Source organism: Delftia sp. 11MD (genome assembly GCF_050907895.1).
Taxonomy (GTDB): domain Bacteria; phylum Pseudomonadota; class Gammaproteobacteria; order Burkholderiales; family Burkholderiaceae_C; genus Comamonas; species Comamonas tsuruhatensis.
This window is the reverse complement of the sequence record NZ_CP194333.1, coordinates 1,602,555-1,625,228: the sequence shown is the minus strand read 5'-3', so window position 1 is coordinate 1,625,228 and position 22,674 is coordinate 1,602,555. Positions and strand designations below refer to the sequence as shown.

The 22,674-nt window shown below is 66.7% G+C and carries 23 protein-coding genes; 8 read left to right on the top strand and 15 right to left on the bottom strand.

Going from position 1 to position 22,674, the window contains the following annotated elements:
* Positions 1-74: 74 nt before the first annotated feature.
* A complete protein-coding gene (locus ACRSCF_RS07335) occupies positions 75-1,877 on the top strand; it encodes a phospholipase D family protein (protein WP_046239133.1) in 1,803 nt (600 codons plus the stop codon).
* A 13-nt stretch (positions 1,878-1,890) separates the two neighbouring features.
* Here ACRSCF_RS07335 and ACRSCF_RS07330 read toward each other — a convergent pair whose 3' ends face one another.
* Positions 1,891-2,868 carry a tRNA dihydrouridine synthase gene (locus ACRSCF_RS07330; RefSeq protein WP_016447731.1) on the bottom strand — a complete coding sequence of 326 codons (978 nt, stop codon included), beginning with the start codon at positions 2,866-2,868 and terminating at the stop codon, positions 1,891-1,893.
* A 228-nt stretch (positions 2,869-3,096) separates the two neighbouring features.
* On the opposite strand from ACRSCF_RS07330, the gene ACRSCF_RS07325 reads away from it, so the two are divergent.
* Positions 3,097-3,642, top strand: a complete 546-nt coding sequence (locus ACRSCF_RS07325; protein WP_016447732.1) for a hypothetical protein — start codon at positions 3,097-3,099, stop codon at positions 3,640-3,642.
* A gap of 27 nt (positions 3,643-3,669) precedes the next feature.
* Here the strand turns inward: ACRSCF_RS07325 and ACRSCF_RS07320 are convergent, their stop codons facing one another.
* The 6 genes from ACRSCF_RS07320 to ACRSCF_RS07295 all read right to left on the bottom strand — a co-directional run bounded on the left by ACRSCF_RS07320 (position 3,670) and on the right by ACRSCF_RS07295 (position 11,401).
* Complete coding sequence (locus tag ACRSCF_RS07320; RefSeq protein WP_047326630.1) at positions 3,670-4,881, bottom strand: N5-glutamine methyltransferase family protein; 1,212 nt, start codon at positions 4,879-4,881, stop codon at positions 3,670-3,672.
* A 50-nt stretch (positions 4,882-4,931) separates the two neighbouring features.
* On the bottom strand, positions 4,932-5,453 hold the full coding sequence (locus tag ACRSCF_RS07315) for a GNAT family N-acetyltransferase (RefSeq protein WP_026062042.1): 522 nt from the start codon (positions 5,451-5,453) through the stop codon (positions 4,932-4,934).
* A gap of 256 nt (positions 5,454-5,709) precedes the next feature.
* Positions 5,710-7,146: an aldehyde dehydrogenase family protein gene (locus ACRSCF_RS07310; RefSeq protein ID WP_016447735.1), complete on the bottom strand. Its 1,437-nt coding sequence runs from the start codon at positions 7,144-7,146 to the stop codon at positions 5,710-5,712.
* Between the two features lie 210 nt (positions 7,147-7,356).
* Positions 7,357-7,716, bottom strand: coding sequence for a hypothetical protein (locus tag ACRSCF_RS07305; RefSeq protein ID WP_016447736.1), 360 nt, complete (start codon positions 7,714-7,716; stop codon positions 7,357-7,359).
* Positions 7,717-7,746: 30 nt separating this feature from the next.
* Positions 7,747-10,359: an ATP-dependent chaperone ClpB gene (clpB, locus tag ACRSCF_RS07300; RefSeq protein WP_034363795.1), complete on the bottom strand. Its 2,613-nt coding sequence runs from the start codon at positions 10,357-10,359 to the stop codon at positions 7,747-7,749.
* 133 nt (positions 10,360-10,492) lie between these two features.
* On the bottom strand, positions 10,493-11,401 hold the full coding sequence (locus ACRSCF_RS07295) for an AraC family transcriptional regulator (RefSeq protein ID WP_017404082.1): 909 nt from the start codon (positions 11,399-11,401) through the stop codon (positions 10,493-10,495).
* A 104-nt stretch (positions 11,402-11,505) separates the two neighbouring features.
* Here ACRSCF_RS07295 and ACRSCF_RS07290 point away from each other — a divergent pair, with 104 nt between their 5' ends.
* Positions 11,506-12,399, top strand: coding sequence for a DMT family transporter (locus ACRSCF_RS07290; RefSeq protein WP_241150317.1), 894 nt, complete (start codon positions 11,506-11,508; stop codon positions 12,397-12,399).
* A gap of 9 nt (positions 12,400-12,408) precedes the next feature.
* On the opposite strand, the gene moaE is transcribed toward ACRSCF_RS07290, so the two are convergent.
* Entirely contained in the window at positions 12,409-12,870 is a 462-nt protein-coding gene (moaE, locus tag ACRSCF_RS07285; RefSeq protein ID WP_016447740.1) for a molybdopterin synthase catalytic subunit MoaE, read from the bottom strand.
* A gap of 99 nt (positions 12,871-12,969) precedes the next feature.
* Here moaE and ACRSCF_RS07280 point away from each other — a divergent pair, with 99 nt between their 5' ends.
* The 3 genes from ACRSCF_RS07280 to dapA all read left to right on the top strand — a co-directional run bounded on the left by ACRSCF_RS07280 (position 12,970) and on the right by dapA (position 14,797).
* Positions 12,970-13,224 carry a hypothetical protein gene (locus ACRSCF_RS07280; protein WP_016447741.1) on the top strand — a complete coding sequence of 85 codons (255 nt, stop codon included), beginning with the start codon at positions 12,970-12,972 and terminating at the stop codon, positions 13,222-13,224.
* Between the two features lie 8 nt (positions 13,225-13,232).
* Complete coding sequence (locus ACRSCF_RS07275) at positions 13,233-13,577, top strand: hypothetical protein (RefSeq protein WP_034363797.1); 345 nt, start codon at positions 13,233-13,235, stop codon at positions 13,575-13,577.
* A gap of 284 nt (positions 13,578-13,861) precedes the next feature.
* A complete protein-coding gene (gene dapA, locus ACRSCF_RS07270; RefSeq protein WP_016451198.1) occupies positions 13,862-14,797 on the top strand; it encodes a 4-hydroxy-tetrahydrodipicolinate synthase in 936 nt (311 codons plus the stop codon).
* On the opposite strand, the gene ACRSCF_RS07265 is transcribed toward dapA, so the two are convergent.
* The 7 genes from ACRSCF_RS07265 to ACRSCF_RS07235 all read right to left on the bottom strand — a co-directional run bounded on the left by ACRSCF_RS07265 (position 14,743) and on the right by ACRSCF_RS07235 (position 21,490).
* Positions 14,743-15,096, bottom strand: a complete 354-nt coding sequence (locus tag ACRSCF_RS07265; RefSeq protein WP_017404077.1) for a recombinase family protein — start codon at positions 15,094-15,096, stop codon at positions 14,743-14,745. The two genes, dapA and ACRSCF_RS07265, sit on opposite strands and share 55 nt — an antisense overlap.
* 5 nt (positions 15,097-15,101) lie before the next feature.
* A complete protein-coding gene (moaD, locus tag ACRSCF_RS07260) occupies positions 15,102-15,377 on the bottom strand; it encodes a molybdopterin converting factor subunit 1 (RefSeq protein ID WP_013801032.1) in 276 nt (91 codons plus the stop codon).
* A complete protein-coding gene (locus ACRSCF_RS07255; RefSeq protein WP_244387899.1) occupies positions 15,374-16,609 on the bottom strand; it encodes a molybdopterin molybdotransferase MoeA in 1,236 nt (411 codons plus the stop codon). Before ACRSCF_RS07255 ends, moaD begins: the two co-directional genes overlap by 4 nt.
* Before the next feature lie 10 nt (positions 16,610-16,619).
* Positions 16,620-17,180: a molybdopterin-guanine dinucleotide biosynthesis protein B gene (gene mobB / locus ACRSCF_RS07250; protein ID WP_016447747.1), complete on the bottom strand. Its 561-nt coding sequence runs from the start codon at positions 17,178-17,180 to the stop codon at positions 16,620-16,622.
* A gap of 46 nt (positions 17,181-17,226) precedes the next feature.
* Positions 17,227-18,654, bottom strand: a complete 1,428-nt coding sequence (gene thrC, locus ACRSCF_RS07245) for a threonine synthase (RefSeq protein WP_244387898.1) — start codon at positions 18,652-18,654, stop codon at positions 17,227-17,229.
* A 140-nt stretch (positions 18,655-18,794) separates the two neighbouring features.
* Positions 18,795-20,144, bottom strand: a complete 1,350-nt coding sequence (locus ACRSCF_RS07240) for a homoserine dehydrogenase (protein ID WP_016447749.1) — start codon at positions 20,142-20,144, stop codon at positions 18,795-18,797.
* A gap of 110 nt (positions 20,145-20,254) precedes the next feature.
* Positions 20,255-21,490, bottom strand: coding sequence for a pyridoxal phosphate-dependent aminotransferase (locus tag ACRSCF_RS07235; protein ID WP_016447750.1), 1,236 nt, complete (start codon positions 21,488-21,490; stop codon positions 20,255-20,257).
* A 171-nt stretch (positions 21,491-21,661) separates the two neighbouring features.
* Between ACRSCF_RS07235 and ACRSCF_RS07230 the strand changes: the two genes are divergently transcribed.
* Positions 21,662-22,030, top strand: coding sequence for an Mth938-like domain-containing protein (locus ACRSCF_RS07230; RefSeq protein ID WP_017407848.1), 369 nt, complete (start codon positions 21,662-21,664; stop codon positions 22,028-22,030).
* Between the two features lie 138 nt (positions 22,031-22,168).
* On the top strand, positions 22,169-22,654 hold the full coding sequence (locus ACRSCF_RS07225) for a peroxiredoxin (protein ID WP_012207021.1): 486 nt from the start codon (positions 22,169-22,171) through the stop codon (positions 22,652-22,654).
* The last annotated feature ends 20 nt before the right edge of the window (positions 22,655-22,674 follow it).

Sequence of the window (22,674 nt, the reverse complement as noted above, 5' to 3'; positions counted from 1 at the left end):
CAGCTTCCTGGACCAGCGGCTGGCGCAGCCGTCCGACACCCGATTGACCGATCCTTGGGCCAAATCTTCGAATCATGTCCGGCGCTCGCAACCTACAGCCTCTTCCATCCGTCAGCCTCTTCCGAGGCCTGCGGACCACGCTTGTCCTGCTGGTGTCCGCCGTGGTCTGCGGCTGCGCCAGCAGCTTGCCCTCTCAGGTCGATCGCCCCGTCACTGCCGCCTTGGAAGCCCCGCAAAGCACGCCATTGGGCTCTTTGGTGCAGCAATTGCGGCCAGCCAGCGTCAGGCCTCAAACCTCCGCCTTCACCCTCCTGTCCGGCGCCCAGGCCGCCTACGGCGCACGGCTGGCCCTGGTCGAGGGAGCGCAGCAGACGCTGGACCTGCAGTACTACGCCATCCATGCCGACGAGAGCACGCAGCGCCTGCTGCGCGGCGTGGTGGAGGCGGCGCGGCGTGGCGTGCGGGTGCGGGTGTTGCTGGACGACTTCCACAGCACGGGTGCGAATGCGCAGGTCATGCGGCTGGCCTTTGTGCCGGGCATAGAGATGCGCATGTTCAACCCGCTGGCGGGCGCACGCAGTTCCGTGCTGGGGCGGGCCTATACGCTGTTGACGGATTTCCAGCGGGCGCAGCAGCGCATGCACAACAAGCTCTTCATTGCCGACAACGCCATGGGCGTGATCGGGGGGCGCAATCTGGGCGATGCGTATTTCGACGCGGACAGCGCCAGCAATTTCGTGGACCTCGACGTGCTGGCTGCGGGGCCGGTGGTCGGCGATCTGTCACGCAGCTTCGACAGCTATTGGAACAACCCGCGCGCCTATCCGGTTCAGTCGCTCATCAGTCTCAAGGAGCTCAAGCAGCTGCGCGAGCGCTTTGCCGATGATGGCGATCAGGCGCAGGATGAGGACCCTACGCCTGCCGTTGCCGCCAAAGAGGCAAAGACGGCTGAGCAGGCCGCCGAACACAGCCGCATCATCTGGGACCAGCAGCCCATGGATTTGCGCAAGGCGCCATGGACCTGGGCCTCGGCCGCCGTGCTGGTGGACCAGCCGGCCAAGATCCCGCTGGACAGGGATGACAGCCCGAGCACCAGTGCGGACGCGTCTGCGCCAGCCACACCCGCCCCGAACAGCCCGCAGGCCAAGCCTGCTGGCACGCTGCCCATGGGCCAGCCAACTCCGGCCTTGCGCCAGGCGGCGCGCCCAGTGCTGGAGGCCGATTCGGTAGTGGACGGCCTGCTGGCCCTGGTCCGCAAGACGCGGCGCGATCTGCTGGTGGTCTCGCCCTATTTCGTGCCCGGTCCGGACATGATGGAGGCGTTTCGCGGCGCGCGGCAACGCGGGGTGCGCGTGCGCATCCTGACCAATTCACTGGCCTCCAATGACGCGCCCCTGGCCCATGCCGGCTATGCACGCCACCGCAAGGCGCTGCTGGAGATGGGCGTTGAACTCTATGAGATGCGCAGCACGGCGGCCAGTGTCCGCTCTGCGTTTGGCTCGGGCAGCAGTGGCGGTGGCGGTCCTTCAGGCGCCACGGGTGCCTCGCGCGCCATGCTGCATTCCAAGCTGCTGGTGGTGGATGGTCACCTGGTGGCAGTCGGCTCGATGAATCTGGACCTGCGCTCGCAACTGCAGAACACCGAGATCGCCCTGCTCATCGCCAGCCGCGAGTTCGGCAGGCTGGCCACGCAAAGTATTGACGAGGGCCTGCAGGACGGCAGCTGGCGCGTGGAGATCGACAAGGATGGAGGACTGGTCTGGCGGGCCTCGGAAGACAGCGACCGCGCCGACGAGCACAGCGAGCCCGATGCCAGCTGGGGCCTGCGCCTGATGCTCAAGCTCCTGGGCCCGCTGGCTCCGGACCACCTGCTGTAGGCGGGCGACAGCGCTACAACCCCGCCCACTCCTGGCGCCGAGCCAGCGCCTGGACCCAGAGGGTGATCTCGCGCTGATCGGTCTGGGTGCGCACCTCCTGATAGGCCTGCTCGGCCTCGGGAAAGCGGCGGCGCAGCAGGTTCAGCCATTGCTTGAGACGGCCTGCGCGCTGGCGCGGCTCCAAGTCCTCGCAGACCATGTCCCAGAAGCGCTGAACCTGGGGCACGAGGTCGCTCCAGCACACCTCGGCGGCCGGGGTCTGCTCACCTTCAACGGCGGCGCGAATGGCCAGCGCCAGGCCCGGGTCGGCAACGATTCCCCGCCCCAGCATCAGGTCGCTGCAACCCGATTGCTCGCGGCAGCGCAGCGCCTCCTGCACCGTCCATATCTCGCCGTTGGCCACCACGGGCACGGTCACGGATTCGCGGATGCGCGGGATCATCTCCCAGTAGGCGGGCGGGCGGTAGCCATCGAGCTTGGTGCGGGCATGAACGACGATTTCGCAGGCACCGCCGGCCTGCATGGCCTGGGCGCATTCGGTCATCAGGGCGGTGTCGTTGAAGCCCAGCCGCATCTTGGCCGACACGGGCATGGCCGCTGGCACGGCGGCACGCACGGCGCCCACCACGCGCGCAATCTGTTCCGGGTCCTGCAGCAGCGCAGCGCCGCCGCCGTGGCGGTTGACCACCTTGGCCGGGCAGCCGAAGTTCAGGTCGATGCCCTCCGGCCCCAGGCGCGCCAGATTGGCCGCGTTGGCCGCCATGCTGTCCGGGTCCGATCCCAGCAACTGGGCCCGCACGGGCACCCCCGCCAGCGTCCGGCTGCCATTGTTCAATTCCGGCATGGTGCGCAGGAATACCTTGTCGGGCAGCAGCGTCCCCGTGACGCGGATGAACTCAGAGACGCAGCGGTCCGCACCGCCCACGCGCGTGAGCACATCGCGCAGCACGAAATCAAGCAAGCCCTCCATGGGCGCCAGCAACAGTCTCATCAGCTGTGTTCCGGGGCCTGCAGCCCCGTCTTCCTGTTACAGATCAAACAATATTCCTGCGGCCCGTACTGGCCGCCTGCCCCTTCGAATCGCCCCTCATCAAGGCGGCGGCAGGCGATTGTGCCCTTGCCGCAGCAAGTTGCACCGGACCAGTTGTCATGGCTTTTTCACGCCACGGTCATTCATGTAACGTGCAATCGGGGCTTGTCGGACTCCCCTGCCCCAACCATGCTGCTGCAAAAAACCGCCAAGGCCCTTGAAGAGCTGCAGCCCGGCCGGCGCAGCCTGCCGCTGCGCGAGCGCTCGGTGCTGCTGATGGCCGATGGCCGCACCGAGGAGCAGCTGCAGCAGGTGCTGGGTGCCCAGGCCAGGGAGCTGGTACAGCAGCTGATAGACAGCGGCCATCTTCAGCGCCTGGCCGGCAATGCCATCGAAACATCGCCCCAGCCGCAGCCCCCCGCGATGGCGCCAGCCGCTGCCAGGCAACCCGCTTCACCAGGCCCTGCCGCCACGCTGAATCTGGCCGGCACACGCATGTATCTGTTCGACCTGTGCGAGCGCATGTTCGCCAACCGCCATGAGGACAAGGCCCAGGTGCTGCGCCATCTGCTGCGCGAAGCGCGCGACCTGGCGGCCCTGCAGGCCGCCGCCTTGCAGCTGCTGCAGACCGTGCAGGAGCATGCCGGCAACGAGCGCGCGGATGCGCTGCGCGAGCGGCTGCAGCATCTGCTGCCCCAGGAGGCAAGCGAGTCAATGGCAGCGCAAGGCGCCTGACCGGGATGAAAGCGTGGGTGCCGGCGATCAGCGAGGCGCCAGGCGCCACAGCGAGGTGACTTCGGCAGCGCGTGCGGCGTGCAGAGGATCGGCAGCGTCCGCTGCCTTCCCATGGCGTGGGCGGATGTCCTCTCGGCCCAGGACCTGCAGGCCAGCGGCCTCGATCCACTCCAGCAATTGCTCGCGCGAGCGCAGTTGCAGATGCTCGGCCAGATCCGACAGGATCAGCCAGCCTTCGCCGCCCGGCAGCAGATGCGCTGCAAGGCCTTGCACAAAGCCGCGCAGCATGCGGCTGCCTTCGTCGTAGACGGCCTGCTCCAGCAGGGAGCTGGCCTTGCCCGGCAACCACGGTGGATTGCAGACCACCAGGGCGGCCCGGCCTTCGGGGAACAGGTCTGCCTTGCGCAGGCTCACGCGCTGCGCCAATCCCAGTCGCTGCAGGTTGTCCTGCGCACAGGCCAGGGCCCGGTCGCTCAGGTCGGTGGCCACCACCTGCCGCACGCCACGGTGCAGCAAGAGAGCGGAAAGCACACCCGTGCCCGTGCCGATATCCCAGACCGCGGCATCGGCCTGCTGGGCTGCGGCCGGCAGGGGCGCCTGCGCCACCAGATCCAGGTACTCGCCGCGCACCGGGGAGAACACGCCGTAGTGCGGATGAATGCTGAACTCCGGCATGCCCGGCACAGCCAGGGCCACGCCCTTCTTGCGCCACTCATGCGCGCCCAGCGCGCCCAGCAGTTCACGCAAGGGAACGATGACGCTGCGCGCACCCTGATCGGCGGGAATGTCGCCCCAGGCCTCGCGGCAGGCCTCGCTCCAGTCCGGGGCGCGGCGCAGGGCGCAATGCCAGCTGGCATCGAGCTCGATCATCACGCTGGACAGAATGCGTGCCCGCTGCGCCAGCGCCTGGCGGTGCAGGTGGAAGGCATGGGGAAAGACAGGCTTGGCGTCTTCCTTGCCGGCCCGCCGATGGCGAGCCTTGGCGGACGTCTCACGTGCAGGCTTGTCCAGGCGGCGGCCCAGCGCCGACAGCAATTGCCTGGCATTCTGGAAATCGCCGCGCCACAGCATCGCCTGGCCTTCGCAGGCCAAGCGGTAGGCGCTGTCGGCAGACAGGCTGTCGTCGGCGATGACGATGCGGCGCGGTGCGGTCATGGTGCTGTCCGCGCGCCACAGCGCTGCCTGCGTGGCCTCGTTCTCCTGCCATTGCAGCAGGGACCAGTTCTGGGAAGAGGACAAGGCCTGCTGCTCCGTGAGTGATTTAGGGGGAAAGCGGGTCGGAGACCCGATCAGTTCAGTGCGCGCTTGAGCCGCACTTCCTCGATCTTGAGACCGCCCACCTGGGCCGTCTTGGCGGTGGACATTTCGCGCTTGAAGCCGGCGAGCTCGTGAAAGCGCAGCGCGCGTTCATTGCGCAGCGGCACCCACGACGTGACATTGGTGCAGCCTTCTTCAAGCAGGCCGTCGCGTGCGGCGTCCCACAGGGCCACGCCCACACCCTGATTCCAGTGGGTAGGTGCAGCATAGATGGCCCAGATTTCACCGGTGGTCTGGCGCGACTTCTCATCGCGCGAGCGGTCGAAGCCGACAAAGCCGACGATCTTGTCGCCATCGATGGCGACCTGAACCTGGGGCTCGCAAAATTCAATGGCTTCGCGCCAATAGGCCTGGCGTTTTTCTACCGACGACATGCTCTTGAGCTGGTCATCGGGAACCAGACCTCGGTAAGCCTCCATGGCGGAAGCAGTATGGATCTGGGCAATCGCTTTTGCATCGCGGAGAGTGGCTGGACGAACCTGGATACTAGACATGGAAAAACCGAAACGAAAACAGGTGAAAATAGAAGGGCGTGATTTTCACCGGAATCGCGCTTTTTGCGTGCATCGAGCCCCTTAGCCATGCACGCAAGTACGGCTGTGCTCGTTTTCTTGCCCTCGGCTATCGGATGTGCTATGTGCTCTTCAAAAAAGAGCAGCTAGTGCATGCAACACAAGGCTCGCCAAGGAATCAGTTGACAATTCCTCACGATGCAGGCATGCCCGGCAACACGCCCGATCGAGCCCTTGCTCACAGCCAGCGGCGCATCAGTTCCATGATGCGATCGAACTTCGCACCATAGGGCGGATACAGCATGGCGGCCCCTGACCAGCGCGACTGCACGAACACCGCCTTCTGATGGCTCAGCCGCGCAAAGCCCTGCTCCGAATGATAGGCACCCCAACCGCTGTCGCCCACGCCACCGAAGGGCAGGTTCTCGTGCGCGAAGTGCAGCAGGGTGTCATTGACCGTCACCCCGCCGCTGATGGTGCGTGACAGCACCGCATCACGCACCTTCTCGTCGCGGCCGAACCAGTACAGCGCCAGCGGCCTGGGCCCGGCATTGATGGCCGAGACCACGTCGTCCAGCCTGTCGTAGCTGATCACGGGCAGGATGGGGCCGAAGATCTCCTCCTGCATGAGCTGCATCTGGCTGGTGGCATTGAAGACCAGGGCCGGTGCCATCTGGCGCTCCACGGCATCACCCCAGGCCATGTCCGCCCCCTCCTGGCTGGCGCCGCCGTCCTCCATCCATTCGACATGGGCGCCCATGCCCTGGGCCTGGCGCAGCATCTGCCGCAGGCGGGCCAGGTGGCGCTTGGTGAGGATGGCGGCATAGTCCGGGTTGCCGGCAAAGCGCGGGAACAGCCGCTGCGCGGCGGCGCGAAAGGCCTCGGCGAATTCGGCCTCCTGTCCACGCGGCAGCAGCACGTAGTCGGGGGCAATGCAGGTCTGGCCTGCGTTGACGAGCTTGCCATGTGCGATCTTGAGCGCCGCCTCCTTCAGGTCGCAGTCGGTGGAGACGATGCAGGGCGACTTGCCGCCCAGCTCCAGCGTGGTCGGCGTCAGGTGCGCTGCGGCCGCCTGGGCCACGCGCCGGCCCACGGCCGTCGATCCGGTGAACAGCAGATGGTCGAAGTGCAGGCCCGAAAACTGCGTGGCCACGCTCACATCGCCCTCGATCACGGCGAACTCCTCGGGCGCAAAGAACTGCCCCACCAGCGCGGCCAGTTGCGCCGACGTGTGCGGCGTGAGTTCGCTGGGCTTGAGCATGACGCGGTTGCCCGCGGCCAGGGCCGTGATGGCAGGCCCCAGCGCCAGCTGCACCGGATAGTTCCACGGAGAGATCACCCCCACCACGCCCAGCGGCTGGCGCTCTATCCACCCACGGCCCGGCATGAGCATCAGCGGCGTGCGCACCCGCTGGCGCCCCGACCAGCGCGCCAGATGGCGCAGCGTGTGCTTGAGCAGGTTGCGCAGCACGAACAGCTCCACCATCTCGGTCAACCGTGGCGAGCGCATGCCGAAGTCGGCCTGCACTGCGGCAGCCAGCACGGGGCCGTGCTCGTCCAGCAGCTTTTGCATGCGCAGCAGCCTCTCGCGGCGCACCAGCAGCGGCACGTCCACCTGCGCCCGGCTGGCCTGGTACTGAAGTTCGAAGACGCGATGAAGATCCATCTGGGTCATAGGGCTCAATGGTAAGAAGACGCGGCAGACGCTCTCATGCTGCACAGGCCGCCTGCGGGTTGGCTGGATACGGCGGCAAGCAGCCAGAACGGCTCGGAGAAAAAAAAGGGAGCCTTGCACGGGCTCCCGAGGGTTACAGACTATACGGGCCGATATGCGCGGCCTGGGCGCGAAGATGCGCAGGCCGCGTAAAGGCTGCAGCAAGACGCTTCAGGGCTCGCGCACTTCACGGGGCTGAACGTCGGTCACCTCGCCCGCTCCCGGCAGCACGCCTGCGCCTGCACCTGCGCGACGGCCACCGCCTTCAGCCGCGCCGTAGGCGCGCTGCGGGCGCTGGGCCATCCACTCGGAGCCGGAGCGGTAGACGGTCTGCCAGCCAGCCCGCGGGCTCATGCGCATGGCCCAGGGCATGACCGGCTGGCCGGTGAGCCTGGCCCACAGCGCCCGCACGGCCCAGACCAGGGCCAGCAGCGCCGCTGCGGTGAGCAGGCTGACAAAGAAGACCAGGCCCACAAGCATCAGCAGGATGCGAACGGCCCAGCGGGTCAGGGTGGCGACGAAATCGTTCAAAGCAAAGCCTTTCTTGGCTGGCCCGGTGCGTCAGGCGGAGTCTGCCGCATCGAACCGGAATACGCCCGGTTCCTGTACCGGGTCCACATGCACCGCAATCGTGCTCTTGGGCGGGAAGCGCCCTTCGAGCAGCAGTTTCGACAACGGATTCTCGATCCGCTGCTGTATCGCGCGCTTGAGCGGCCGGGCCCCGAAAACGGGATCGAAGCCCACCTTGGCCAGTTCGGCCAGTGCCTGGTCGGACACCTGCAGCGCAAGGTCCATTTTCTCCAAACGCCGCTCCAGCAGCTTGAGCTGAATCCTTGCGATCGATTCGATATTCTTCGCGTCGAGCGCGTGGAACACCACGGTCTCGTCGATGCGGTTGAGGAATTCGGGTCGGAAATGGTTCTTGAGTTCCCCCCAGACCGCGTCTTTCACATCATCGTAATCCTCGCCGACCATGGCCTGGATCAGCAAAGAGCCTATGTTGCTCGTCATCACGATGACCGTATTCTTGAAGTCCACGGTGCGGCCCTGGCCGTCGGTCAGCCGGCCGTCGTCCAGTACCTGCAGCAGCACGTTGAAGACGTCGGGATGGGCCTTCTCCACCTCGTCGAGCAGCAGCACGCTGTAGGGCTTGCGGCGAACGGCCTCGGTCAGGTAGCCGCCTTCCTCGTAGCCCACGTAGCCGGGCGGCGCGCCGATCAGGCGGGCCACGGAATGCTTTTCCATGAACTCGCTCATGTCGATGCGCACCAGATGGTCTTCGCTGTCGAACAGGAAGCCGGCCAGCGCCTTGCACAGTTCCGTCTTGCCCACGCCCGTGGGGCCCAGGAACAGGAAGGAACCGGTGGGCCGGTTGGGATCGGACAGGCCCGAGCGCGAACGGCGTATGGCGTTGGCCACGGCCGAGATGGCCTCGTCCTGGCCGACGACGCGGTCATGCAGCCGGTCTTCCATGCGCAGCAGCTTGTCCTTCTCGCCCTGCATCATCTTGGCCACGGGAATGCCCGTGGCACGGCTGACCACCTCGGCAATCTCCTCGGCGCCCACATGGGTGCGCAGCAATCTGTGGGCGGGCGCACCGCCCTGCCCTTGCTCGCTGGCCTGGGCTTCATTGAGCTGCTTTTCCAGCGAGGGCAGCTTGCCGTACTGCAGCTCGGCCACCTTGTTGAAGTCGCCCTTGCGCTTGAGCTCCTCGATCTGGATACGGATCTGGTCGATCTCCTTGCGGATCTGCTCGGAGCCCTGGGCGCTGGCCTTCTCGCTCTTCCACACGTCTTCGAGGTCGGCGTACTCGCGCTCCAGGCTGCCGAGTTCCTCCTCGATCAGTTGCAGGCGCTTTTGCGAGGCCTCGTCCTTTTCCTTCTTCATGGCCTCGCGCTCGATCTTGAGCTGGATCATGCGGCGCTCGAGCTTGTCCATGACCTCGGGCTTGGAGTCGATCTCGATCTTGATCTTGGCCGCAGCCTCGTCGATCAGGTCGATGGCCTTGTCGGGCAGGAAGCGGTCGGTGATGTAGCGGTGGCTCAGCTCGGCCGCGGCCACAATGGCCGGGTCGGTGATGTCCACGCCGTGGTGGGCCTCGTAGCGCACCTGCAGGCCGCGCAGGATGGCGATGGTGTCCTCGACCGAGGGCTCCTCGACCAGCACCTTCTGGAAGCGCCGCTCCAGCGCCGCATCCTTTTCGATGTACTTGCGGTATTCATCGAGCGTGGTCGCGCCGATGCAGTGCAGCTCGCCGCGCGCCAGCGCGGGCTTGAGCATGTTGCCCGCATCCATGGCGCCATCGGCCTTGCCGGCGCCGACCATGGTGTGGATCTCGTCGATGAACAGGATGATGCGCCCCTCTTCCTGGGCCACTTCCTTGAGCACGGACTTCAGGCGTTCCTCGAAGTCGCCGCGGTACTTGGCGCCGGCCAGCAGGCCCGCCATGTCCAGCGACAGCACGCGCTTGTTCTTGAGGCTTTCGGGCACCTCGCCGGCCACGATGCGCTGGGCCAGGCCCTCGACAATGGCGGTCTTGCCCACGCCAGGCTCGCCGATGAGCACGGGGTTGTTCTTGCTGCGGCGCTGCAGCACCTGGATGGAGCGGCGGATTTCGTCGTCGCGGCCGATCACCGGATCGAGCTTGCCGATGCGCGCGCGCTCGGTCAGGTCCAGGGTGTATTTCTTGAGGGCCTCGCGCTGGCCTTCGCCTTCGGCGCTGTCCATGGTCTGGCCGCCGCGCACGGCGTTGATAGCGGACTCCAGCGTGGAGCGCGTCACGCCGCTTTCCTTGAGCAATTGGCCCGCACGCGTGGAGGCGCCGCTGCTATCGGTCAGCGCCAGCAGGAACAGCTCGCTGGCAATGAACTGGTCGCCCCGCTTGAGGGCTTCCTTCTCGGTCACCTGCAGCAGGCGGCCCAGCTCGGAGCCGACCTGCACCTGGTCCTGATGCTGCACGCGCGGCAGATCGGCCAGGGCCTTCTCGGCCGCGGCCTGCAACTGCCCCACGTTGGCGCCGGCACGCTGCAAGAGCGAGCGCGGACCGTCGTCCTGGCGCAGCAGTGCCACGAGCAGGTGCAGGGGTTCGATGTTGGATTGGTCACCGCCCAGGGCCAGCGTTTGCGCGTCGGCCAGGGCTTCCTGGAACTTGGTTGTCAGTTTGTCGATTCGCATGGTGTTTCTTTTCGCTCCTGAAACAGGGTCATTGCGATTTATCTGATACCGGCAGGGCAAATTTCAAGCCATGCCCGGCCCGCAAGGACAGACGCTTGCGCCAGATCAAGGCCGGCGAGGCCGGCCATCCTTCTCAAGCATTGCGCTGAAAGATCGAGAACTGCGTAGGCGTAACGCCCAAATGCGCCCGGAAGCTGCGCACCAGGTGGCTGGCGCTGGAAAAGCCGCAATCCAGCGCCAGCTCGGCCAGCGGCGGCACGTTGCGCGCAGACAGGGCACGCCGTGCCCGGGCCAGGCGCTGCTGCAGCACCCATTCGTGCACCGTGCAGCCCATGCTCTGGCGGAACATGCGTGCGAAATGGAATTCCGAAAGGCAGGCCTGTCTCGCCAGTGCCGGCAGCGACACGGCCTTGGAGTCATGCAGATGCGCCTCGATATGGGCAAGCACCCTGCGCCGCACGGCCGCAGAGAGCCCGCCCAGCGGCCGCTGCAGCGCCTGCACCTGGCGCGGCGTGGCGGACTGCAGCACCAGCCGGTCCACCAGCTGCTGGCCAATGGCATCGGCCGCCAGTTGCTGCTGCGGGTCCTGCCAGTCCAGCTGCATCAGCGCACGGGCACCGGCGTGGAAGGCCTGATCGTCCCCGTAGATCTGCGCACGCAAGGTGCGCGAGCGGGGCTCGGCATCCAGCATGCGGACCACGCGCCCCGCCCAGGCCAGGTCGGACACATACAGGTGCAGGAACTGCACGGGCGATCGCACCAGCCAGTGCGATTCGTCCTCTGGCGTGAAGATGCAGATGCGCCCCGGCGCCCCCATGGCCTCGGGCCGCGCCTTGAGCTGCGAGCCCTCGCCGCCGGCCAGGTAGACCGACAGCGTGTGGTGACCGGGCTGGCAGTAGCGCACCTCGTCGTCCACATTGGCCCAGACGGCCAGCTCCACCCCCTCGCTCAGGCGCACGCGCCGCTGCAGCCGGGCCTTGGAGCGTGACAGCACCTGGCACAGGTGGCTGGAGGGCAGCTCGGGCAGCGGCGTGGGCGTCATGGCAGCGATTGTGGTCCCGCAGCCATACCGACGCATGGCGCCAGGCCATCAAACCGCAGGAATCTGCCATGCCCGCCCAGCCTGCGGCGCCATCATCACCGGCCATGACTGCCACCCTCTATGCCCTGGTCGTGCTGATCTGGGGTTCGACCTGGATCGCCCTGAAGCTGCAGCTGGGCACCGTGCCCGTGGAGCTGTCCATTGCCTACCGCTTTGCGCTGGCCGCCGTGCTGATGTTCGCCTGGCTGGCCTGGTCGCGCCAGCTGCGCGTGCCCCGCGGCCCGGCGCTGCCGCGCGTGCTGGCCCAGGGCCTGTGCCTGTTCAGCTTCAACTTCGTGTGCTTCATGCATGCCAGCGAGACGCTGGCCAGCGGCCTGGCCGCCGTGGTGTTCTCCAGCGCCAATCTCTGGAACGCGCTGCTGGCGCGCATCATCCACGGCCGCAGGCTGGCGCCCCATGTGCTGGCCGGCAGCCTCTTCGGCCTTGCAGGCCTGGTGGCGCTGTTCTGGCCCGAGCTGCGCGCAGGCCGGCATGCCAGCCTGCCCGGCCTGGCCTGGGCGGTGCTGGGCACGCTGTGCTTTTCCTGCGGGAACATGCTGTCGGCCTCGCTGCAGTCCATGGGCTGGCGGCCCGCACAGACCAATGCCTGGGGCATGCTGGCCGGCACGCTGCTGCTGACCGGCTATGCGCTGGTGGCAGGCCTGCCCTGGCGCTTCGATGCCAGCTGGACCTATGTGGGCTCCTGGCTGTACCTGGCCATTCCGGGCTCGGTGATCGCGTTCACGGCCTACCTGACCCTGGTCGGACGCCTGGGCCCCGAGAAGGCGGCGTATGCGACGGTGCTGTTCCCCATCGTTGCGCTCAGTATCTCGGCCCTTTTCGAAGGCTATGTGTGGACGCCGCTGGCCGTGGGTGGCCTGCTGCTGGTGATGTTCGGCAACCTGCTGGTGTTCCGGCCGCCGCAATGGTTGCGGGGTGCCGCACTGCGCAGGGCCTGAAGCGTCAGCTCACTGGCGCCAGCGCGCCAGCGCCTCTTCGTCGCTGACGCGCGCATCCACCCAGCGCGCGCCCTCGGGCGTCTGTTCCTTTTTCCAGAAAGGCGCCAGCGACTTGAGGTAGTCCATGATGTATTCGCAGGCCTGGAAAGCCATGCCCCGGTGCGATGCGGTGACGGCCACGAGCACGATCTGGTCCATGGGCTGCAGCGGGCCGATGCGGTGGATGACGCGCGCGCCATGGATGCCGAAGCGCTGCACGGCCTCGTCGATGATGGCCTCGATGGATTTCTCGGTCATGCCCGGGTAGTGCTCCAGCTCCATGCTGGCCACGGCGGCGCCCTCGTTGCGGTCACGCACCGTGCCTATGAAGCTGCATACCGCCCCCACGCGGGCGTCGCCGGAGCGCAGGGCGGCGAGTTCGGCCGATACGTCGAAATCCTCGGTCTGGATGGATACACGGGCTGCTTGCATGCCCGCATTGTCGCAGGGCGGCGGCGCGCCAGAAGGCGATGAACGCGGTAGCATTGCCCTCCCCCGCCCCCAGCGCTTTTTTGCTGCGGCGGGCCACGCATGGCCACACTCACGATCACCACCCCCGAATACACGCTCTATCCCTCGCCGCGCAACGAGCAGCGCGTGGTCTACGAGCACCAGCTGTTCGTGCCCCATCCCTACACCATCATCCACCTGCCCGACTACGGCTTTCGCGGCAAGGCCACTCTGTTTGCAGCCCACCGGCTGGGCGACGGCAAGATGGGCCAGCTGGTGAGCTGCGAGCTGGCCGAAGACATCGCACGCTTCGAACGCCTGTTCGAACCCGATTGAGGCGCGCCATGGACGAGACCAGCCAGATACAGCCGCCGCCGAGCTTTGCCGCCCTGTATGCCGACCGGCACGGCCGGCTCAAGGCATCGATTGCAGATGTGGTCGGGCGCTATGAACTGTGCGAGGACCTGGCCAGCCACCTGGTCGAGCAGGCACAGACGCTTTACCACTCGGGCAATTCTTCGGAGCAAGGCGTGCTGCTGGGCATGCACGCCGGCCTGGCTGCCGAAGGCTCCATCGTCAGCCCCGGCGAGGCACGCTGGATCGTGCAGCGCCTGGCCGAGCTGCTGGAGTGGCAGGCACCGCTGCTGCCCGATGCATCAACCCCTCCCGGCGCCGAAGGCGCAGCCTGAAGGTCACCACCGAGGCGCTCAGGCGCGCTACACTGCGCGCCATGCCTGCAATCTTTGCCTTCCCCACATGCCACGGCGATGCCGTGTGCCTGTGCCTGGGCAAAGCCTGCAAACCCCAGCTCGTCTGACCGGAGCTGAGGTTCCGTCCAGATGAGCGACGGAACCGGCCCGGCAGCCTCCATCTCCCCTTCCCGCATCCCTTCAGGCGCCTGCCTTTCCGCCCTCGGTCTGGCCGGTGGCTGCGTCCGGTCGTTCATTGTTTGAATCACCCGAAGGGATCTTCCATGTCTTTGCCTTCCACCACCTCGCCGCAAGCCCGATTCCAGGGGCTGTGGCTTCCGCTGGTCACGCCCTTTCTTCCTGGAGATGAGGCGGCGGTGGACCACGGGGCGCTGCGCGCCCTGGTGCAGCACTACAACGCCAGCGGCATCGCCGGCTACGTGGCCTGCGGCTCGACCGCCGAGGCCGCCGCGCTGAGCGAAGCGGAGCACGATGCCGCCCTGTCCACCATCCTCTCAGCGGCCCAGGGCATGCCCGTGGTCATGGGCGTTTCGGACTGCCACCTGGGGCATGCGCTGGCCCGCGTTCAGGCACTGAACGCCCTGCCGCTGGCAGGCATTCTGGTGCCCGCGCCGCATTACATACGCCCGTCGCAGGCAGGCCTGCTGCAGTGGTTCACGGCGATTGCCGAGCGCAGCGCCCATCCGGTCATCGTCTACGACATTCCCTACCGCACCGGCGTGGTGCTGGAGCTGGCCACGCTGCGTGCGCTGGCCGCCCATGAGCGCATCGTGGCCATCAAGGATTGCGGGGGCGATGCCGCCAAGACCCAGGCACTGATCGCCGATGGGCAACTGCAGGTGCTGGCCGGCGAAGACGCGCAGATCTTTTCCACGCTGGCCCTGGGCGGCGCGGGAGCGATTGCTGCCAGCGCGCACGCGCATACAGGGCACTTCGTCGAGCTGATGCAATGCCTGGAGCGCGGCGACCTGCCCGCTGCCCGTGCGCTGTGGCAGCCGCTGCAGCCACACATCGCCGCCTGCTTTGCCGAGCCCAACCCCGCCCCCATCAAGGCCTTGCTGGCGCAGCAGGGCCGAATGCGGGCAACGCTGCGGGCGCCCATGCAGCCGGCATCGGCCGCGCTGGCGCAGCGGCTGGCCGGGATTCAGCTGCCGCTGCTGCCGTCCGCAGACAGTGTTGCCGAACGCAGGTCGGCATAGCGGTTCAGGATGCGCTGCACCTGACCGTGCGTCCACTCGCCGCCCCGGGCCGCGGCAATGCCGCGCGCATTGAGTTCGGCGGCCATGGCGCGGTGCGTCAGGCCGCGCGCCTGCAGTTCGGCGAACAGCGCCTCATGCTGCTGGGCAAAGGCATCGGCCGTGGATTTGCGCTTTTCCACGGTGGCGCGCAGGTTGTCTGCGCCTGCGCGGCCCAGTTGCACGCCGCGCGCCTTGGCTTCGGACAAGGCCTTGCGCGTGCGCGCGCTGATGGCCTGGTCCACGGGCTTGTCGGTGGTCATTTGGGTCAACCTCCGGTCACGGGAGGGAAGAAAGCCACCTCGTCCCCCTGGCGAATGGCGGCACCGGCATCGCACAGGACCTGGTTCAGCGCCATGCGCACGGCCTTGCCAGGGGCCAGCGCTTCGGCGGCTGCACCGCCACGCGCAATCAGTTCCTCACGCAGCGCGCCCACGGTGGCGGCCTCGGTGGACAGGGTTTCGCTGCCCGTGCCCAGGGCTTCGCGGATGGAGGCGAAATAGCGCACGGTGATGGTGATGGCGATGGGGACGGCCTGGCTCATGACAGCAGCTCCGAAAAGGCGATGAAGCGCACCCGGTCGCCCGGCGCAATGGCCTGGCCCGGCGGGTTGTCCACCACGCCATCGCCCCAGGCCGCCGAGGTCAGCACGCCCGAACTCTGGTTGCGGAACAGCTCCAGCCCGCCGCTGTCGTTGTAGCGCACGCGCAGGAATTCGCGGCGCTTGTCCCCGCGCGGCCAATGGAAGTCGGCGCGCACCTCGACCGAGCGTGGCAGCGCCTGCTGCACGCCCTGCAGGCGCAGCACGAAGGGGCGCACCAGCAGGAGAAAGGTAACGAAGCTGGAGACCGGGTTGCCGGGCAGGCCGATGAAGTGGGCAAAGCCTTCGCCCTCGCAGTTCACGCGGCCATAGGCGAAGGGCTTGCCGGGCTTGACGGCGATCTGCCAGAGGTCGAGCTGGCCCAGCGCCTGCACGGCGGGCTTGACATGGTCCTCTTCGCCGACAGACACCCCGCCGCTGGTCAGGATCAGGTCATGCGCGCGGGCCGCCTCGCGCAAAGCATCCACAGTGGCCTCGCGCCGGTCGGGGACGATGCCGAAGTCGGTGACCTCGCAGCCCATGCGCTGCAGCAGGGCGCGAAGGAAGAATCGGTTGCTGTTGTAGATGCTGCCGGGCGGCATCTGCTCGGGCGCGACCGTGCCCGGCATGACCAGCTCGTCGCCCGTGGAGAACAGGGCCACGCGCGGCTTGCGTGCCACGCGCAAAGAGGCCAGGCCGATGCTGGCGGCCAGGCCCAGCTCGGCCGGCGACAGGCGCGTGCCGGCCGCGATGACGGTGGCGCCGCGCCGGATGTCCTCGCCCGAGCGGCGTATCCATTGCCCGGCCTCGGGCCGCGCCTTGATGCGCACGCGGCCGTCTTCCAGGACTTCGCAGTCTTCCTGCATGACGATGGCATCGGCACCTTCGGGCACCGGAGCCCCCGTGAAGATGCGCGCCACCGTGCCCACGGCCAGCGGCTGGCCCACGGCGCCTGCGGGGATGCGCTGCGAGACGGGCAGCTCGGCATTGCCCTGCGTGCATTCGGCGCTGCGCACGGCGTAGCCGTCCATGGCGCTGTTGTCCTGGGGCGGCACCTGCAGCGGCGAGACGGCGTCGACCCGCAGCACGCGGCCATCGGCGTCAAAGCAGTCCACGGTGTCATCGCCAGCCAGCGGCAGTGCCTGGGCCAGCAGTTCGGCCAGCGCTTCATCGAGGGGCTTGAGCGGGGCTCGCATGGTTTTTCTCCTAGTCTTGGCCGCTGTCAGGTGCACGGTAGCGCAGGCGCTCCCCCTGATCCAGCAGCCATTGCAGTATCTGCGCTGGCGCGTTGAGGTCCAGCACGGGCTGGCGCGGCGGCTCGGGCAGGCGGGCCGGCGCATCGGTCGCCACGGCCAGCACATGGGGATCGTGCGGGAACAAAGGCGCCTGGGTCTTGCCGGCGCTGGTGCGCTCGGGCTGCTCGCGCCAGATTTCTATCTTGGGCAGGTCGGCGTGCTTGAAACCCTCTACCAGCACCCAGTCCACGAGGGGGTCCAGCTCGGCCAGCATGTCGTGCACCGACAGCTCCGTGGGCCGGGGGAATTCGCGCATCAGCGCCAGACGGCGATCGGAAGCCAGCACCACCTCATAGGCACCCGCCTTGCGGTGGCGCCAGCTGTCCTTGCCCTCGTGATCGACATCGAAATGGTGGTGGGCATGCTTGACCACCGAAACGCTGAGCCCCTGCGCACGCATCAGCGTGATCAGGGGCTCCACCAGGCTGGTCTTGCCCGAGCCGGAGTAGCCGGCAAAGCCGATGACCTTCATCGCCATGCACTCCAGCTGCGGACCTGCGGACAGCCCGGCCGTGGCATCAGTCGCAATGCCGGGCGATGTAGGCCTTGACCTGCTCGGCGTCGGCCGGCAAGTCGGTCACGCGCTTGGGCAGGTCCTCGATGCCTTCGAACTTGGCCGGGCGATCGGGCAGGCGGCCCAGGGCCTCCTCGATGGTGGCGGCGAACTTGATGGGCAGTGCCGTCTCCAGCACGATCATGGGCACGCCGGCCTGCAGCTGCTCGCGCGCCACCTTGACGCCGTCGGCCGTGTGCGTGTCGATCATGGTGCCGAAGCGCTCGAAGGTATCGCGGATGGTGGCCAGGCGGTCGGCATGCGTGCTCTTGCCGCTGACGAAGCCGTAGCGGGCAGCAGCTTCCTGGAACAGCGGGTTGCCGCCCAGGTCGAAGCGGCCCTGGCGTGCCACGCCCTCGGCGAACAATTCGCGCGTGGCCTGTCCATCGCGACCCAGCAGGTCGAACACGAAGCGCTCGAAGTTGCTGGCCTTGGAGATGTCCATCGAGGGGCTCGATGTCTCGTAGGTGTGCTCGCTGCCGCGCACCACGTAGGCGCCCGTGCGGAAGAACTCGTCGAGCACGTCGTTCTCGTTGGTCGCCACCACCAAGCGTTCGATCGGCAGGCCCATCTGGCGCGCCACATGGCCGGCGCAGATATTGCCGAAGTTGCCGCTGGGCACCGTGAAGCTGACCTTCTGGTCATTGCTCTGCGTGGCCTGCAGGTAGCCGGCGAAGTAGTAGACGACCTGGGCCAGCAGGCGGGCCCAGTTGATCGAGTTGACCGTGCCGATCTTGTACTTCGCCTTGAAGGCGTGGTCGTTGGAGACGGCCTTGACGATGTCCTGGCAGTCGTCGAACACGCCTTCGATGGCGATGTTGTGGATGTTGGCGTCCTGCAGGCTGAACATCTGGGCCTGCTGGAAGGGGCTCATGCGGCCGCGCGGGCTGGTCATGAACAGGCGCACGCCCTTTTTGCCGCGCATGGCGTACTCGGCGGCGCTGCCGGTGTCGCCGCTGGTGGCGCCCAGGATGTTCAGCTCCTCGCCACGGCGGCCCAGTTCGTACTCGAACAGGTTGCCCAGCAGCTGCATGGCCATGTCCTTGAAGGCCAGCGTGGGGCCGTTGGACAGGGCTTCGAGCCACAGGCCGTCTTCCAGCGGGCGCAGCGGCGTGATCTCGGCCGTGCCGAACACCTGCTGCGTATAGGTCTTGGCGCACAGGGCGCGCAGATCCTCGGCCGGGATGTCGTCGATGTACAGGCTCAGGATCTCGAAGGCCAGGGCCGCGTAGCCCTGCTCCTTGTAGATGCTGCGCAGCTCGCCCAGGCGGGCGGCATCGATCTGCGGATAGCGCTCGGGCAGGTACAGCCCGCCATCGGGCGCCAGGCCCTCGAGCAGGATGTCGCAAAAGCGCTTGCGGTCCGCGTGGCCGCGCGTGGAAAGATAAAGCATGTCGCTTCCTCGTCAGTATTCTGTGAGACGGGGCGCGGCCGATGCCAGGGATGCCGAGCAAGGGCCGCCCCGCAGCGAGGGCGTCGTCCCCCTCCCGCGTGCGAGAGAGGGGGAAGCGGCGCAGCCGCTCAGGGGGTGTCTTAGTTCAACTCTTCCTTGCGGATGCGGTTGATAGGGGCCAGCACCGTGGGCAACTGCTGGATCTGCGCCAGGGCAGCATCCATGTCGCCTTCGCGCGTGGCGTGGGTCAGGATGATCAGGTCGGTCTGCGGCACGCCCTGGCTGCCTTCGCTGTCGCCGCTCACCTCGCCAGCCTCGCGCTGCAGCAGGGCATCGATGCTGATGCCGGCACCGGCGAGGATGCTGGTGATCTTGGCCAGCACGCCGGCTTCGTCGGCCACGCGGATGCGCAGGTAGTAGCTGGTGACCACCTCGCTCATGGGCAGCACGGGCAGCTCGCCACCTGCGGCGACCAGCGTGTTCGACTGGAAGGCCAGCGGGGGCACGCGGTGCTCGGGGTCGGCCGTGTGCAGGCGGGCAATGTCCACCAGGTCGGCAATCACGGCGCTGGCCGTGGGCTCGGAGCCCGCGCCCTTGCCGTAGTACAGCGTCGTGCCCACGGCGTCGCCATGGACGACGACGGCGTTCATCGCGCCTTCCACGTTGGCGATCAGGCGCTTGGTCGGCACCAGGCTGGGGTGCACGCGCAGCTCGATGCCCTTGTCCGTGCGCTTGGTGATGCCCAGCAGCTTGATGCGGTAGCCCAGTTGCTCGGCGTACTTGATGTCGGCCGCAGACAGCTTGGTGATGCCTTCCACATGCGCCTTGTCGAACTGCACGGGAATGCCGAAGGCGATGGCGCTCATCAGCGTGACCTTGTGGGCGGCGTCCACGCCTTCGATGTCGAAGGTCGGATCGGCTTCGGCATAGCCCAGGCGCTGGGCCTCCTTGAGCACCACGTCGAAGTCCAGGCCCTTGTCGCGCATCTCGGACAGGATGAAGTTGGTCGTGCCGTTGATGATGCCGGCCACCCACTGGATCTGGTTGGCCGTCAGGCCTTCGCGCAGCGCCTTGATGATGGGGATGCCACCGGCCACCGCCGCTTCGTAGGCCACCATCACGCCCTTCTCGGCGGCGGCCTTGAAGATTTCGCTGCCATGCACGGCCAGCAGGGCCTTGTTGGCCGTGACCACATGCTTGCCGGCGGCAATGGCCTCCAGCACCAGGGCCTTGGCAATGCCGTAGCCGCCGATCAGCTCGATCACCACGTCGATCTCGGGGTTGGCGATGATCTCGCGCGCATCGCCGACCACCTTGGCCGTGTCGCCCACGACGGAGCGTGCGCGTTCCGTATCCAGGTCGGCCACCATGGCAATCTCAATACCGCGGCCCGCGCGGCGGCGGATCTCTTCCTGGTTGCGCTGCAGCACGTTGAAGGTGCCACTGCCCACGGTGCCAATGCCCAGAAGGCCTACTTGGATCGGTTTCATAAACTACTTGCCAGTCAAAAAATGCTGCGGCGCCCAGAGGGTGCGCGCCGGCAGCCGGTAAAAAGCGATGGTCGGCGCAAGGCCCTCTCCCCCGCCGGCCCCCGCACAGCTCAGCCGCGGTCCGTGCCGTGGCGCTTGCGGTATTTCTCGAGGAACACGGCCAGGCGGCGGATGGCCTCGCGCAGGTCGGTGTCGTGCGGCAGGAAGACGATGCGGAAATGGTCGGGGTGCGGCCAGTTGAAGCCTGTTCCCTGCACCAGCATGACCTTGGTCTCCTGCAGCACTTCCAGGAAGAACGCCTGGTCATCCTTGATCGGGTAGATCTCGGGGTCCAGGCGCGGGAACATGTACAGCGCGGCCTGCGGCTTGACGCAGCTCACGCCGGGGATTTCGGTGATCAGTTGGTAGGCCAGGTCGCGCTGCACGCGCAGCCGGCCGCCTTCCTGCACCAGCTCGTCGATGCTCTGATGCCCGCCCAGCGCCGTCTGCACGGCCCATTGGCCGGGCACATTGGCGCACAGGCGCATGTTGGAGAGCATGTTCAGGCCCTCGATATAGTCCTTGGCCGCCTTCTTGTCGCCCGAGACCACCATCCAGCCGGCGCGGTAGCCGCAGCTGCGATAGGCCTTGGACAGCGAGTTGAAGGTCAGCGTCAGCACATCGGTGGACAGGCTGGCCAGCGGCGTATGCACGACGTCGTCGTAGAGCACCTTGTCATAGACCTCGTCGGCGAAGATCACCAGGCCATGCTCGCGGGCCAGCGCCACGATGCTTTGCAGCAGCTGCTTGCTGTACAGGGCACCTGTCGGATTGTTGGGGTTGATGACGACGATGCCCTTGGTGCGCGGCGTGATCTTGGCGCGGATGTCGTCCAGGTCGGGCATCCAGCCGTTGGACTCGTCGCACATATAGTGCACGGGCGTGCCGCCGGACAGGCTGGTCACGGCGGTCCACAGCGGATAGTCGGGCGCCGGCAGCAGCATCTCGTCGCCGTCGTCCAGCAGCGCGTTCGTGGCCAGGCTGATCAGCTCGGATGCGCCATTGCCCAGGTAGATATCGTCCAGCGTCACGCCCAGGATGCCCTGGCGCTGGGTTTCGTGCATCACGGCCTTGCGCGCCGCGAAGATGCCCTTGCTGTCCGAGTAGCCTGCCGAATTGGGCAGGTTGCGGATCATGTCCTGCTGCACTTCCTCAGGAGCGTCGAAGCCGAACACGGCCAGATTGCCGATATTGAGCTTGATGATCTTCTGGCCGTCCTCTTCCATCTTCTTGGCCGCGTCCATGATGGGCCCGCGGATGTCATAACAGACGTTGGCTAGTTTTGCGGATTTGAGAACGGTTTTCATGCTGAGAATATGAAAGTGGCCGGCGCGGGCTTGCGGCCTTCATGCACGCCAAAGTGCCCCATGCACCCTGGTGAAACCTATAATTTGACCACAGTTCCGCAATGCAGCATCGCCCTGGCCCCGACCCATGTGGCGGCCACCCCCATCGCGCAGACCGCGCCACCCTCATCCATGAAATTCCACGCCGACAAATCCGAAGCACAGAGCATCACAGGCTATGGCCCCGGCTGGGTCGCCGTGGACCGGGAAAAGTTCGAACACAGCCTGCTTGTCGGCGCCAAAGGCCTGCGCCAGGCCTGGGACTGCGCCCGCTTCGAAGACCTGACGCCTGAGCATTTCGAGGCCCTGTCCCAGCTGGATGCAGAGGTCATCATCCTGGGCAGCGGCCAGCGCAACCGCTTCCCGCCAGCGGCCTGGCTGCGCCCGCTCATGGCCCGACGCATCGGCCTGGAAAGCATGGATACGCAGGCCGCGTGTCGCACCTACAACATCCTTGCCAGCGAAGGCCGTAACGTCGTCGCGGCCCTACTCTTGGAGTAGACTCCTGCCCCCCTGATTGGGAGAAATTCCGTTTTCAGGGTAAAATTGCAGGTTGCGGTTGGGGGCATTTCCGATAAAAGCAAAAACACAAACACGGCCCTCGGCATTTCAACGACTACACCCGAGAGATATAAGCGCATGGCGATCGTTGTCAACAAACCCCTTCCCGAATTTGAAGCCAACGCTACCGGCGGGATCAAGGTGACCAACACCTCCCACACGGGCCAGATTCTGATCCTGTATTTCTACCCCAAGGACAATACGCCTGGCTGCACCACCGAAGCCATGCAGTTCCGCGACAAGTACAAGGACTTCGTGAAAGCTGGCGCCACCGTGTTTGGCGTCTCGCGCGACAACATGAAGTCGCACGACGACTTCAAGGAAAAGCTGGAACTGCCGTTCGAGCTGATCGCCGATACGGAAGAGAAGATGTGCCACATGTTCGGCGTGGTCAAGAACAAGATCATGTACGGCAAGAAGGTGAAGGGCATCGAGCGCTCCACCTTCCTGGTCGGAGCCGATGGCCTGCTGGTGCAGGAATGGCGCGGCCTGAAGGTTCCCGGCCACGTTGACGAGGTCCTCAAGGCTGTCAAGACCCTGAAGGCATTGAAGCAGGCTGCCTGATAGCAACAATCCGACAGGTG

Excerpts from the sequence above, each read along its gene's own strand:
- moaE (WP_016447740.1), bottom strand. The coding sequence starts at position 12,870 with ATGCAAGCAGCCCGTGTATCCATCCAGACCGAGGATTTCGACGTATCG.
- ACRSCF_RS07310 (WP_016447735.1), bottom strand. The coding sequence starts at position 7,146 with ATGACCCAGATGGATCTTCATCGCGTCTTCGAACTTCAGTACCAGGCC.
- ACRSCF_RS07235 (WP_016447750.1), bottom strand. The coding sequence starts at position 21,490 with ATGAAAACCGTTCTCAAATCCGCAAAACTAGCCAACGTCTGTTATGAC.
- ACRSCF_RS07265 (WP_017404077.1), bottom strand. The coding sequence starts at position 15,096 with ATGACCACCGACAAGCCCGTGGACCAGGCCATCAGCGCGCGCACGCGC.
- ACRSCF_RS07275 (WP_034363797.1), top strand. The coding sequence starts at position 13,233 with ATGGACGAGACCAGCCAGATACAGCCGCCGCCGAGCTTTGCCGCCCTG.
- mobB (WP_016447747.1), bottom strand. The coding sequence starts at position 17,180 with ATGAAGGTCATCGGCTTTGCCGGCTACTCCGGCTCGGGCAAGACCAGC.
- thrC (WP_244387898.1), bottom strand. The coding sequence starts at position 18,654 with ATGCTTTATCTTTCCACGCGCGGCCACGCGGACCGCAAGCGCTTTTGC.
- clpB (WP_034363795.1), bottom strand. The coding sequence starts at position 10,359 with ATGCGAATCGACAAACTGACAACCAAGTTCCAGGAAGCCCTGGCCGAC.
- ACRSCF_RS07230 (WP_017407848.1), top strand. The coding sequence starts at position 21,662 with ATGAAATTCCACGCCGACAAATCCGAAGCACAGAGCATCACAGGCTAT.
- ACRSCF_RS07225 (WP_012207021.1), top strand. The coding sequence starts at position 22,169 with ATGGCGATCGTTGTCAACAAACCCCTTCCCGAATTTGAAGCCAACGCT.
- ACRSCF_RS07295 (WP_017404082.1), bottom strand. The coding sequence starts at position 11,401 with ATGACGCCCACGCCGCTGCCCGAGCTGCCCTCCAGCCACCTGTGCCAG.
- ACRSCF_RS07330 (WP_016447731.1), bottom strand. The coding sequence starts at position 2,868 with ATGAGACTGTTGCTGGCGCCCATGGAGGGCTTGCTTGATTTCGTGCTG.
- ACRSCF_RS07290 (WP_241150317.1), top strand. The coding sequence starts at position 11,506 with ATGACTGCCACCCTCTATGCCCTGGTCGTGCTGATCTGGGGTTCGACC.
- ACRSCF_RS07280 (WP_016447741.1), top strand. The coding sequence starts at position 12,970 with ATGGCCACACTCACGATCACCACCCCCGAATACACGCTCTATCCCTCG.
- ACRSCF_RS07315 (WP_026062042.1), bottom strand. The coding sequence starts at position 5,453 with ATGTCTAGTATCCAGGTTCGTCCAGCCACTCTCCGCGATGCAAAAGCG.
- moaD (WP_013801032.1), bottom strand. The coding sequence starts at position 15,377 with ATGAGCCAGGCCGTCCCCATCGCCATCACCATCACCGTGCGCTATTTC.
- ACRSCF_RS07255 (WP_244387899.1), bottom strand. The coding sequence starts at position 16,609 with ATGCGAGCCCCGCTCAAGCCCCTCGATGAAGCGCTGGCCGAACTGCTG.
- ACRSCF_RS07335 (WP_046239133.1), top strand. The coding sequence starts at position 75 with ATGTCCGGCGCTCGCAACCTACAGCCTCTTCCATCCGTCAGCCTCTTC.
- ACRSCF_RS07325 (WP_016447732.1), top strand. The coding sequence starts at position 3,097 with ATGCTGCTGCAAAAAACCGCCAAGGCCCTTGAAGAGCTGCAGCCCGGC.
- dapA (WP_016451198.1), top strand. The coding sequence starts at position 13,862 with ATGTCTTTGCCTTCCACCACCTCGCCGCAAGCCCGATTCCAGGGGCTG.
- ACRSCF_RS07240 (WP_016447749.1), bottom strand. The coding sequence starts at position 20,144 with ATGAAACCGATCCAAGTAGGCCTTCTGGGCATTGGCACCGTGGGCAGT.